General features: G+C 50.1%; 9 protein-coding genes. All 9 read left to right on the top strand.

The features are described 5' to 3' along the window. The first annotated feature begins 65 nt into the window (after positions 1 to 65). Positions 66 to 926: an amidohydrolase family protein gene (locus tag BMX45_RS08320; protein ID WP_175495062.1), complete on the top strand. Its 861-nt coding sequence runs from the start codon at positions 66 to 68 to the stop codon at positions 924 to 926. Beyond that, positions 913 to 1854, top strand: coding sequence for an aldo/keto reductase (locus tag BMX45_RS08325; RefSeq protein ID WP_090909259.1), 942 nt, complete (start codon positions 913 to 915; stop codon positions 1852 to 1854). The genes BMX45_RS08320 and BMX45_RS08325 overlap by 14 nt, the downstream gene beginning before the upstream one ends. 19 nt (positions 1855 to 1873) lie before the next feature. Then, positions 1874 to 2887 carry a zinc-binding alcohol dehydrogenase family protein gene (locus BMX45_RS08330; RefSeq protein ID WP_090909260.1) on the top strand — a complete coding sequence of 338 codons (1014 nt, stop codon included), beginning with the start codon at positions 1874 to 1876 and terminating at the stop codon, positions 2885 to 2887. A gap of 316 nt (positions 2888 to 3203) precedes the next feature. Continuing rightward, a complete protein-coding gene (locus BMX45_RS08335; RefSeq protein WP_090909261.1) occupies positions 3204 to 4775 on the top strand; it encodes a response regulator transcription factor in 1572 nt (523 codons plus the stop codon). Continuing rightward, complete coding sequence (locus BMX45_RS08340; RefSeq protein WP_090909262.1) at positions 4772 to 6577, top strand: cache domain-containing sensor histidine kinase; 1806 nt, start codon at positions 4772 to 4774, stop codon at positions 6575 to 6577. The genes BMX45_RS08335 and BMX45_RS08340 overlap by 4 nt, the downstream gene beginning before the upstream one ends. Positions 6578 to 6743: 166 nt before the next feature. Further along, positions 6744 to 8054: an ABC transporter substrate-binding protein gene (locus tag BMX45_RS08345; RefSeq protein WP_090909263.1), complete on the top strand. Its 1311-nt coding sequence runs from the start codon at positions 6744 to 6746 to the stop codon at positions 8052 to 8054. A 240-nt stretch (positions 8055 to 8294) separates the two neighbouring features. Then, entirely contained in the window at positions 8295 to 9110 is an 816-nt protein-coding gene (locus tag BMX45_RS08350; protein WP_254778016.1) for a carbohydrate ABC transporter permease, read from the top strand. Beyond that, positions 9107 to 9928 carry a carbohydrate ABC transporter permease gene (locus BMX45_RS08355; RefSeq protein WP_009593191.1) on the top strand — a complete coding sequence of 274 codons (822 nt, stop codon included), beginning with the start codon at positions 9107 to 9109 and terminating at the stop codon, positions 9926 to 9928. Before BMX45_RS08350 ends, BMX45_RS08355 begins: the two co-directional genes overlap by 4 nt. A gap of 19 nt (positions 9929 to 9947) precedes the next feature. Further along, the gene (locus BMX45_RS08360; RefSeq protein ID WP_090909264.1) at positions 9948 to 13073 is read left to right on the top strand and encodes a beta-galactosidase, LacZ type; all 3126 of its coding nucleotides are present in this window, start codon (positions 9948 to 9950) and stop codon (positions 13071 to 13073) included. The last annotated feature ends 312 nt before the right edge of the window (positions 13074 to 13385 follow it).

A 13385-nucleotide genomic window follows, 5' to 3' on the forward strand; every position in this document is an offset into this window, starting at 1 on the left:
TTGTACACAGATTATGAACGTACAATAAAGATAGCGAACATAACATCTAAAAGGCAGGGATGCATATGAGATTGGATGCCCACCAGCATTATTGGCTGATTGAGCGAGGGGATTACGAATGGATCACGCCGGAGGTTCCGGAGCTTTACCGAAATTTCCTGCCCTCCGATCTTAAGCCGCATTTGGATTCGCATCAATTGGACGGCAGCATAACGGTTCAGGCGGCACCGACCTTGGAAGAGACGGACTATCTGTTATCGTTGGCGGATCGCCATGCTTCCATTGTCGGAGTGGTAGGATGGATCGACCTGTTCGATCCGGAGCACCGCCGGCATTATGAGCGATTTCGCGAACATCCGAAATTTATCGGCTTTCGCATCATGATTCAGGATATGCCGGATGCCAATGTGATCCTGGAGCCGGCTTTTATCCAAGCATTGAATGAATATGTCAAGGAAGACGTTCCGATCGATCTTCTTGTTCGGAGTCATCAGCTGGAGCCGTTGTTGAAGCTGATTGAGATGGTCCCCGGCATCCGCGGCGTCATCGATCATCTGGGCAAACCGCCGATCCGAAGCGGACAGATGGAACCTTGGGAGAGCATCATGAAGCAAATCGCCCGTTTTCCGCGCATCTACTGCAAGCTATCCGGTATGGTCACCGAGGCGGAGCATCGCCGGTGGAGCCAGGAAGACTTTAATGAGTATGTACATAAAGTGGTCGCGATGTTCGGTCCCGATCGGATCATGTTCGGCAGCGATTGGCCCGTGTGCCTGCTATCGGCGGAATATGACCAAGTGGTTGACGTATTGGCAGAAGCGCTGCCGAAGCATTGGGGAGAACGGGAACATGCGCGTTTGTTCGGTCTGAACGCCAAGGCGTTCTATAAGTTGGAAAAGGGTGGTGTTCATCATGAAATACCGTAAGTTAGGCCGAACCGGTCTGGATGTTTCGGTATTAGGCTTCGGAGCGTCTTCCCTAGGCTCCGTCTTTCGGGAAACCGACGACAGCGAGGGAATCCGTACCGTGCACGCAGCAATGGATGCGGGCATCAATTTGATCGATGTATCCCCTTATTATGGATTGACGAAGGCGGAAACCGTGCTGGGCGAAGCGATCCGACAATTAACCCGGGGTCAATTTATTCTGTCTACGAAAGCAGGCCGCTATGGCGAGAATGATTTTGATTTCACGTCCAAGCGGATAATCGCCAGTATCGATGAGAGCTTGAAGCGACTCCAAACCGATTACGTGGACATTCTCTTTTTGCATGATATTGAGTTCGTTCCCGCATCCGTTGTAATGGAGGAAGCCCTTCCTGCACTCCAGCTTTTAAAGGAAAAGGGGAAAATCCGTTTTGGAGGGATTTGCGGTCTGCCTCTGCAGCTGTTCGATAAATTGCTGCCCCAAATCGAAGTGGACGCCATCATTTCTTACTGCCATTATTCTTTGAACGATCAGACGCTTACAGGTTTGCTGCCGCTGCTTGACGAGGAGGGAATTGGGCTTATTAACGCCTCTCCCTTATCCATGGGCCTTCTCGGTTCCCGAGGAGCGCCGTCTTGGCATCCGGCTTCAACGGAAATCAGGGAAGCCTGCAGACGTGCGGCCGAGTATTGCACTAAAGCCGGAACGGATATCGCGAAGCTAGCCGTGCAATTCTCGACTTCGAATGAACAGATCCCGACAACGCTGGTCAGTACAGCCAATCCCGACAATATACAACGTAATGCCGCTTGGAGCGAAGAGCCGCTGGATCAGACCCTCTTGGCGGAAGTATTGAAGATATTGGAGCCCGTACAAGGGCGGACTTGGACAAGTGGACGCCCGGAATACAATGAAGGCATCCGATGATGAAGAGGAGGCAGCTGGGATGAAGGGTATCGTATGTCAAGAGATCGGGAAATTTCAATACCGTGGGGATTTGCCCGAGCCTCCATTGCTCGAAGGAGAAGCCATCGTCAGCATCAAGCGGATCGGGATTTGCGGCACGGATCTGCATGCCTTTCGCGGGAATCAGCCCTTTTTTACGTACCCGCGTATTCTCGGCCATGAGCTGTCCGGCATCATTGAAAAAGTCGGAGCTAACGAAGAGGGATTGAAGCCCGGAGACACCGTCTGCGTCATTCCTTACATTCACTGCGGGGAATGTATGCCTTGCCTTAGAGGCAAAACAAACTGTTGTAGATCGTTGAAGGTGATGGGTGTGCATATCGACGGCGGCATGCGTGAGCGCATCTCCGTTCCGACTCGCCATTTGATGCGGGCGGAAGGGCTGACCTTGGATCAGGCTGCCTTGGTAGAACCGCTTGCCATTGGCGCGCATGGCGTTAAACGAGCGAATGTGACCCCGAAGGATACGGTTTTAGTCACCGGAGCCGGTCCGATAGGACTCGGGATCATGGTTTTTGCCAAAGCGCTGGGGGCAACCGTTATTGCCATGGATATGAACGCCGATCGGTTGGACTTCTGCAAAACCTGGGCGAAAGTGGATCATATCATCCAGGTTGGAGATGAACTGTCCGATCTTTCGGCTCTAACGGATGGAGAATATCCCTCCATCGTTTTGGACGCAACGGGAAACCAACCCTCCATGACCAACGCTTTTAACATGGTTGCACACGGGGGGACCTTGGTGTATGTCGGTTTGATCCAGGGGGACATTTCATTCCGGGATCCCGAATTCCATAAGCGGGAATTGACGCTGATGGGCAGCCGTAACGCGACCAGGGATGATTTCCATGATGTGATGCAGCGGATCTCGGAGGGCGGCATTGATGTAGATACGTACATCACCCATCGATGCGGGTTTGACGATTTGATCCAAGAATTCCAGGGCTGGCTCCGTCCTTCCGCCAAGGTCATTAAGGCGATGGTGGAATTTTGAACCATTCTCTTGAATTGATTGAACATGGTTCGGATGAAGAGGATCATGGAAGCTCATACGGCAGATGGAAATGGACAGCATATTTCTTAATTGCATTTTGCAGTGTATGATAACAGTATGTCTTAATTCCTTCCACTCGAGGTTCTCTTCCATTTAACGGATGAGGTTAAGCCATATCCAGTGAATCGTAAACGGTTACATTAGGAATCAAGGCTGGGATGGAAGGGGTGTGCCCTGGTAATTCAGGGCTTTTTTTAAATTGTATTCATACCGTGTATGACTGTGAAAGGTTGCAAGCTGCAAGGGGGGAGCCGATATGAAACCCGTATTCAAGATCATGATCGTAGACGACGAAATGCTTGTCAGGCAGGGGATTAAGCACCTTCTGGATTGGGAACAGGAGGGGTACCGAATCGTAGGCGAGGCTTCTAACGGTCAGGAAGCACTGAATTTGATGAATGAGGTGAGCCCTCATGTCATTCTTACCGACATCGTAATGCCTGTCATGGGCGGGGAGAAGCTGGTCAAGGTCGTTAAGGAGAAGTATCCCCACATTGAAATCATCGTTCTTAGCAGTTTCAGCGAATTCGATTATGTTCGGTCTACTTTTCAGAGCGGCGTAGCGGACTATATCCTGAAGCCGAAGCTGGAAGCTGATTATCTGTTGTCCATCCTCAATAAGGTTACGGCCAAAATGGTCGCCATGAAGCCGGTCGCCGATCCACGTGCGGATCAAGGGGAAGCGCAGATCCTGCAAGCCATCGAGAAACTCATGACGGGGTACGAGTCCGCGCCGGATCCCTTGCTGCTGCATTCGAGGTTTCCTTTCGGACAGTATTTGTTTTTTGGTGCGGATCTGAAGCATATGAAAGAATCCGGGGACAGATGGAGTTTCGGAAACGAATTGGAAAGCGAACTTCGAAAGATAGCGATGGCCGACATGGTGTTTATGCGGTTGAAGTTTGTCAACGATACGGCTCTTTTTTTGCTGAACGTGAATCCCGAGCGGAGGAACGAACTTGTCATTGAACTCCGGCAACTGATCCCCAAACTGGCTCATGATACGAGCGAGACGCATTTTGTTATCAGCCAGTTTTTCACCGACTTTAACAGTCTCGGCCAGGTATACCATGACCATTATCTGAAACTCATGCGATATGGCTTCTTCCTTAAGGATCGAACGCTGATTGAATACGAACATTTGCCGGGCATTCCGGATTCGCCTCTCGAATACGACATGGGCGAGCTCTTGGAACAGTTGAAACGCAAGCAGTACCGGAAGGCCTTCACCGGCTTTTTGGAATACGCCTGCCTGCGCTCTATGGATTATCGTACCGATATTTTCGAATTCAAATCGTCGTTGGGGAATTTCATATTTAACGTGGCGACCACGCTTGGAAAAATGAAGGTCGAGACCGGAAGCCTGGAGAATGCCAAATACGACTATTTCCGAAAAATAGACGAAGCCAGGTATGCCGGCGAAGCTATCGCCGTTGTCGAAGCGTTCATCCGCGAAGCGGAACGTGCGATAGGCGAGACGAATACATCCGTTAATCCCAATATGGACCGGCTGCTTGAATATATTCAGGACCATTATGCCGACCCCATCACACTTACCGGAGTGGCCAGGCAGTTCCACTTTAATGCTTCTTATCTGTCGAGTTATTTTGCTTCGTATAATGGGGAGGGATTCAGCGAATACCTCAATAAAATCCGTTTGGAAAAAGCCATGGAGCTGCTTCTGACAACGGAACTTACGATTTCCGAAATCAGCGCCAGCGTAGGGTACTCCGATCAGAGTTACTTCACTAAGGTGTTCAAGAAGCAGACAGGCATCTCTCCGAGTCAGTTTAGGAGACAAGACGCGCGGGAGATACGGGAATCATGATCGGAAATGTTATAACCAAGCTGCGAAAACAGGGCTTATTCCTTAAGCTGTTTCTTGTGACCCTCATCAGCATCGTTACCGTTTCCCTCCTGACGCTGTCCATTACCATCAGCATGTCGGAGAAGTTATTTCTGCAGACCTTCAGCATCACGAACGGCAAGCTGTTGAACCAGATGAAGTCAAACCTGGAGTCCTATAATAACGCCATAGCCACCGGTGCCACCATGATCGCCCAGAATGCGGCGATCCGTAGCTATTTATCGGGCGGAGAAACGGAGGCCGTGGCTCTGGCGATGAAAACGTACCGGATGACAGAGGGCATGAAGTCGATTCAGTCCAACTTTAGCGCCTATGACGTCGGCATCATGATCGTTGGAGCGAACGGCAGAAGTTATTCCACCGATCCTTGGTATTGGTCGGTCTCGGCCGAGGAACTGAAGGATCACCCGATTACCAAGACAACGAAGGCCCATCCTGCGCAAATCCTGTACCAGCTCTATCGCGGCGATGATCCTAATAACGCACAGGAGCCCATGCTCGTCGCCTCCAAAGCTCTCTTTGACCAGTCTACCGGCAGAATTTACGGCACCTTGTACGTAGTCATTCGCGACCGTAATTTTAAGCCCTTCTATGCGAATTTTACAAGCGAAGGCAATGACGTCGTGCTGTTGAACAAGGAAGGGGTCATTGTTTCCAGCAACAGGACCGAATTGATCGGGATGTCGGATAAGGGACTGCTTCAGGAGGTCGTAACGGATCAAGACGAGGGAGAAGAAGATCAGTCTGCCTATGTAATGGGGAACGAACGAATTGTGTTCTCGGAATATTTGCCCGAATTCGAATTTTATTTAGTGAATATGATCGACAAGAAAGCCGTGACCGGACAGATGGTGAATGCCAAAGCCGTCACGTTGACAATCATGGCTATCGTTGCGATATCGCTTGTCATTGTTTTTCTGATCACCCGACGAATGACACAGTCGCTCCGCGTACTCGTCGAACAGATGTCGAGCATTCCGACGAGCGGGTTCGATCATCATGTAGATGTTGCAAACAGCAGTTATGAAGTGAAGGAGCTGGGGAACGCCTTCAACTTTATGCTGGATGCGCTGCATGATTATGTAGACCGATTGATGGAAACCCAGAAGCAGCAGCGAAATGCGGAGCTGGCCGCGCTTCAAATGCAGATCAATCCGCATTTTTTGTATAACACGCTGGCTTCGGTCAAATTTCTGGTGCAGCAGGGCAACAAGGATAAAGCCGCAGGTACGATTAACGCGCTCATATCGCTTCTGCAAAATACGGTCAGCGATATTCATTCCACCATTCCTGTGCGGCAGGAACTCGAGACGCTCAAGCATTATGTGTATATTAATCATGTGCGGTACGGAGAGAAAATCCGCGTCCATTACTTCGTGGAGCCGGATAGCCTGGATTATCATATGCCCAAGCTCATTCTCCAGCCTTTTATTGAGAATGCATTCTTCCACGCATTCAACATCAAGGGAGAGGGAAGAATTTTGATCATGATTGCCGTTCAGGAAGACCAGCTTGTGTGTGAAGTCGTAGATGACGGGGACGGTATGAATCTTGAGCAGAACCCGCCCAAAGAAGACTCGTTGCCTGCACCGATGAGCAAACGCCAATTGTTCTCCGGCATTGGGATACGCAATGTGGATGATCGAATTAAATTGATGTACGGCGAGAAATACGGGGTCCACATTACAAGCAAACGCGGTGAAGGAACAAAAATCATCCTTACGCTTCCATTGACCAAAGCTAAAGATATTACAAGAATCTAAAGATAGTACCAGAGCCTGTATGAAAGCGAAAACAGGATCCAATAATAGCACCAAAGCTGACAAAGATAGTGCCAATGAAAACGAATACAAAGTGATAAGATGGATGCGTAACAGAGAAAACGCTTCCATCTTTTATTATTTTTTAGATTAAAAGGGGGTTTACGCATTGAAAAAATTAATGAGCTTACTGCTGGCTGGCGTTGTACTCTTGTCGGCATGTTCTTCGGGCGGTAAGGAAGGCGGAACAGACAGCAACGGCAATTCCGGCAATGAAGGCAGTACCGGGACAAAAGAGATTACGGTTTGGGCTTGGGACCCGGCATTTAACATTGCGGCCATGAATGTTGCCAAGGAAGCCTACGCTCAAGTGAAACCGGATGTCACGATTAATGTGGTAGAGAATGCACAGGCCGATATCGTCCAAAAGCTGAACACCGGGTTGAATTCCGGTTCCACGAAAGGGTTGCCTAACATCGTGCTCATTGAGGATTACCGTGCACAGAGCTTCTTGCAAGCGTATCCGGATTCCTTCTACGAATTGACGGACGTCGTGAAAGTGGACGATTTCGCGGATTACAAGATTGGCCCGACCAGCGTCGACGGCAAGCAGTACGGCGTTCCGTTTGACTCCGGCGTGACGGGAATGTACGTACGAACGGATTATCTCGAGCAGGCAGGCTACAGTCTGGACGACCTGCAGGACATCGACTGGAAGCAGTACATCGAGATTGGCAAAGCCGTCAAAGAGAAAACCGGCAAAAGCATGATTACGCTGGATCCTAATGACCTGGGACTTATCCGTATGATGATCCAATCCGCGGGGGCATGGTATACGGCGGAAGACGGCCATACGCCGACGATTGCAGACAATGCTCCATTGAAGGAAGCCTTTGAATTATACAAAGAAATGATGGATTCCGGCATCGTGAAGGTGAATTCGGACTGGAGCCAATTCGTCGGAGCATTCAACAGCGGTGAAGTGGCTACCGTGCCGACCGGCAACTGGATCACGCCTTCGATCAAAGCCGAAGCTTCCCAATCCGGTAAATGGGCGGTAGCCCCGCTGCCGAAGCTTGCAGCAACCGAAGGCTCTGTCCATGCATCCAACCTGGGCGGCAGTTCCTGGTATGTTATGAATGTAGAGGGAAAAGAAGCAGCTGCGGAGTTCCTCGCGAAGACGTTTGCTTCCGATGCTGAGCTGTATCAGACATTGAACACAAAAGTCGGGGTGATCGGCACCCTGAAAGCCGCTGCAAGCGGAGAAGCTTACGCGGCAGCGGATGAGTATTTCCAAGGGCAAAAAGTCGTTTCGGACTTTGCCGCTTGGACCGAACAAATTCCTAACGTGAACTACGGCATGAACACGTACGCCATCGAGGACATTATGGTCGTTGCCATGCAGGCATATCTCGGCGGTAAAGACGTGGAAACCGTTCTGAAAGATGCGCAGGCGCAAGCCGATACGCAAATCCGTTAAAAACACTTAGGCAGTACGATCTATGCCCTTGCTCCTTCTTCTCCTGTAAAGTGGACATCTGCTGAAGGAAGGGGAGCAAGGGCTTTATGTTCTCTATCCGTAAGAATTGTGACCAACAGAAGGGTGTGGAGTGGTGTGAATGCAGAAAAAGCCAGGCAAAGCCCGCAAATTCACAAGGGCCTTAACAGTCAAAGGCGGATACGTTTGACAGGCTGGTTCTTCGTCCTTGTGCCGGTCGTCATGATTGGTATTTTTTATTTCTATCCGATGGTTCAAGCGTTAATCCTATCCTTCAAATCGGGCAGGGGCAGCAATCTTCAGTTTGTCGGACTAGACAACTATATTCGCCTGTTCAGCGATACCACCTTCCTTACGGCCGTCAAGAACACGTTTATTTACTTACTCATTCAGGTTCCGGTCATGCTGGTGCTGGCACTCTTTATCGCTGTGCTGCTCAATGACGATCGATTGAAGTTCAAAGGTTTTTTCAGAACGGCTATTTTCCTGCCGACGGTAACGTCGCTTGTAGCGTACTCCGTCGTTTTTAAGTACATGTTCGGAGCTGACGGCATCGTCAATAAATTTCTGGTGAATCTTCATCTCATCCGGGAACCGATTCAATGGATTACCGACCCGTTCTGGGCCAAAGTCACGATTATCATCGCAATCACCTGGCGTTTTACAGGCTATAATATGATTTTCTATTTATCGTCACTGCAAAATATCGATAAATCCGTATATGAAGCTGCACGCATCGATGGTGCGAATGCCTTCACGCAATTTTTCAAAATTACGATTCCGCTCTTGAAACCAATCATCTTGTTTACGACGATCACATCGACCATTGGAACGCTCCAGTTGTTTGACGAGGTGGTTAACATCACCAAAGGCGGCCCCGGAAACGCAACCATGTCGATATCGCAATATATTTACAATCTTTCCTTTGAATACACGCCTGACTTTGGGTACGCAGCTACCGTTTCTTATTCGATCGTACTCATGGTGGTCATATTGACGATGATCCAGAACAAAGTTGGAGGTGACAAGAGATCATGAGAACGAAACGCGTGTTTACTTACCTGTTTTTAATTATCGCTGCCCTGATCTCCATCTTTCCGTTTATCTGGATGGTTGTCAGTGCCACCAATCCGTCCGTGGACGTAACGAAAGGAACGCTGCTGCCGGGTTCACACCTGGTCAAGAATATCAACAATCTGTTCAGCTCCGTGGACATGTGGCAAGCTCTGTGGAATTCCGCAAAAATCTCGGTGGTGACTACCGTGCTTTCACTGCTGGTTGCATCAGCCGCTGGTTACGGATTTGAGATGTACCGCAGCCGCGGCAAAGATATCGTATTTAATATCCTCCTGGCCTCGATGATGATTCCGTTCGCGGCGATCATGGTGCCTTTATTTCAGATGTTTGCCAAGGTATCGGGGGTGGTACCCTTTCTAGGGATTGATACGGCGGGAGCTGTCATCCTGCCGACATTCACGACGGCCTTCCTTATCTTCTTCTTCCGCCAAAGCACAAAAATGTTTCCGAAGGACATGATGGAAGCCGGTCGCATCGACGGACTGTCGGAGTTGGGCCTATTCTTCCGCATCTATATGCCGACGATGAAATCGACCTATGCCGCCGCCGCGATTATTACGTTCCTGAACAGCTGGAACAACTATTTGTGGCCGTTGATCGTGCTGCAATCGCCGGAGAATATGACCGTGCCCCTGCTGATATCGAATCTGGGATCAGGCTATGCTCCCGACTACGGTTTGATCATGTCTGCGATTGTCATTACGACGCTGCCGACGGCACTGGTGTTCTTCATGATGCAGAAGCAATTTGTTGCCGGAATGACAGGTTCAGTGAAATAAAGTAAATGGAGGGAAACAGATGAAGCAGCAGGTTGAACGGGGAGTCGCGCCAAGCCTTGCATGGTTGTCCGACCCCGGCATATTCGCGGTAGGCAGGATGCCTGCGCACTCCGATCACCGATACTACGCAACGATACGGGAAGCCGAATGGCTTGGAGAGATGCCTTGGCGCCGGAGTCTGAATGGAAGCTGGAAGTTTAGTTATGCGCATAACGCCAAGGAACGCCAAGCGGATTTTTATAAAATGGACGTTTCCTGCAGAGGATGGGATGATATTGAGGTTCCCGGACATATCCAGCTTCAGGGTTACGGGCAGCCGCAATACGTGAACACGATGTACCCATGGGACGGTGTGGAGTTTCTTAGGCCCCCGATGATCTCAGAGGACCACAATCCGGTGGGCAGTTACGTGAAGTTTTTCAACGTTCCTGCCGGCTGGCAGCAGCGTCCGCTGTATATCTCTTTTCAGGGAGTTGAATCGGCTTTCTATGTATGGCTGAACGGGGAGTTTGTCGGTTACAGCGAAGACAGCTTTACGCCGAGCGAATTCGACCTCACGCCGTACTTGGCGGAAGGCGAGAATAAGCTGGCTGTCGAGGTCTATCAACGCAGCACCGGAAGCTGGCTGGAGGATCAGGACTTTTGGCGCTTTTCCGGAATTTTTCGCGACGTGTATCTGTACACGGTACCTGACGTTCATGTTCAGGATCTGCATGTTCAAACCGATTTGGATGAAACGTATGAACTTGGAACGCTGAAGGTTGCGATGCAGCTCAAGGGCAGGCCTGCTTCGAAAATAGGCCTTGAGCTTAAGGATGCAGCAGGAAATCCAGTGGTCCGGGGGGAGACCGGAGCTTCCGGGGGAACGGCGTCGATTGCGTTAGCTGCGGGAAAGGTTAAGCGGTGGAGTGCAGAAGAACCTAATTTATATACACTGTACGTATCCGTCTATGACGCATCCGGAAACCTTGTGGAGGTCGTGCCGCAAAAGATAGGTTTTCGCAAATTCGAGATGATCGACAAGGTGATGCACTTAAACGGCAAGCGCATTATATTCAAAGGCGTCAACCGGCACGAATTTAATTCCCGCCGCGGACGCTGCATTACGAAAGAGGATATGCTGTGGGATATCAAGACATTGAAGCAGGCGAATATCAACGCCGTTCGGACGTCGCATTATCCGAATCAGACGCTGTGGTATGAGCTATGTGACGAGTACGGCGTGTACGTCATCGACGAGATGAATCTGGAGACGCATGGATCGTGGCAGAAAATGGGGGCCGTTGAGCCATCCTGGAACATACCGGGCAGCAGGCCGGAATGGCAGGATATCGTTCTGGACCGTGCGATTTCCATGATCGAGAGGGACAAGAACCACCCATCGATATTGATCTGGTCTTGCGGCAACGAGTCTTATGCGGGTGAAGTCATTCGGAACGTTGCGAATGTTTTCCGGGAGAAGGATCCTACCCGGCTCGTGCATTACGAAGGAGTGTTCCATAACCGGGAATATGAGGATGCGAGCGATATGGAGAGCCGCATGTATGCAAAACCGGCGGATATTGAACAGTATCTGCAAAACGAACCTTCCAAGCCCTATATCAGCTGCGAGTATATGCATGCCATGGGCAATTCCGTCGGCGGATTGCATAAATACACGGAGCTGGAACGGAAGTATCCGATGTATCAAGGCGGCTTCATCTGGGATTTCATGGATCAGGTTATCGTGAAACATGATCGTTACGGCAAGCCTTTTATGGCCTATGGAGGGGATTTTGACGATCGCTCAACCGATTACAACTTCTCCGGCAACGGCATCGTATATGCAAATCGGACATGGTCCCCCAAAATGCAGGAAGTGAAATTCCTGTATCAGAACATCAAGCTGACACCGGATCGTTATGGCGTCACGATCCGAAACGAGAACTTGTTCGTGGGTTTGGATGCTTATCATGTTACATACTCTCTGTATCATGAAGGCAGGGAAATCTATAGCGGAGCTGTATGCACCCAGGTTGGTCCCGGCGAAGAGAGATACGTAAAGCTGGAACTGCCTGAGGCCGGGTATCCAGCCGGTGAGTATGCGCTGGACGTTTCACTCGTGACCAAGAAGGCTTCGTTATGGGCGGAAGCCGGGTATGAAATTGCTTTTGGACAGTTAGTTTTCCAAGTGGAGGACACGTTGGCTGTTGATGATACTGACAATGCGTCAGCGTCGGAGGCAGAACGCCTGCAATCAGGTTCAGAGGTTTCGCATGATAAGCCAGCGAATGATTTCCGTGTAGTCGAAGGGGACGTAAATATCGGCGTTCACGGACGCGATTTCTCAGTTTTGTTCTCGAAGCAGGCAGGGACCCTCATATCCGTCAAGTATGCGGGACGGGAGATGATCTCTTCGCCGCCGGCGCCGCTCTTCTGGAGAGCGATGACGGATAACGATAAAGGAGCCGGGCTGCCGTTCGACTCCGCGCTTTGGTATGCAGCAAGCCTGACTCGAAGAACGGAAAGCTGCGAGCTAATGGAGTACTCAGACCGCGCAACCGTGACCTACGTGTATAAACTTAGCGTATCCGAAGGAATACGGGTGCGTGTATCCTACACGGTGTTTACCGATGGCAGCATTCATGTAAAGTCGGGGTATCAAGGAGAGCCGGGGCTGCCGAAGCTGCCGATCTTTGCTCTTACCTTCAAAGTGCCGGCGGACTACGACAACCTGGATTGGTATGCAAACGGGCCGGAAGAGAACTATATCGATCGTGCGTTCGGAGCTAGATTGTGTCGCTTCCGAAGTCGTGCAGCGGATCATGTTTCAGCCTATTTGGTACCGCAGGAATCGGGCAATCGTACAGGCGTGCGGGAGGTATCCATAACGAGCGATCAAGGTCATGGCCTTACGATAAAAGCCTCGGCGGCAGCACCGGTTGAAGCGAATATATCGCCTTATACCGCATTCGAGCTGGAGAATGCCACGCATCATTATGAGCTGCCGAATGTTCACCATACCGTTGTTACCATTGCCGGACGGCAAATGGGGGTTGGGGGTGACGACAGCTGGGGGGCTCCGGTTCATGACGAGTATCAACTCGATCCTTCGACGGACATGTCTTTTGAATTTACGATATGCAACAGCCTATTCATGAAATAGTAGAATGCCAAACAACGCTCGGCTCACCAATATGGTTGGGCCGAGCGTTGTTTCATGCCTTCGTTGTAAGCATGATCAGCACAACTGTATTATGAATCCGCCATATGCCGCGTCCCGCATCATCGAATTTGATACCGAAACCAACTGTTAAAACCATGTGATGTATGTTATATTTTGGATAATTTCGGTTAACGTTCGATGAAGAAGGACTTTACGCTGCATATTAAGCAGGACGAGAACGGGAAGTACAAATTCTTTGACATGTCATTTAAGAAGCAGATTTATGTCCCTGATATGTAAAAATGGAGGTAT

Source organism: Paenibacillus sp. cl141a, from assembly GCF_900109305.1.
GTDB classification, from domain to species: domain Bacteria; phylum Bacillota; class Bacilli; order Paenibacillales; family Paenibacillaceae; genus Paenibacillus_AQ; species Paenibacillus_AQ lautus_A.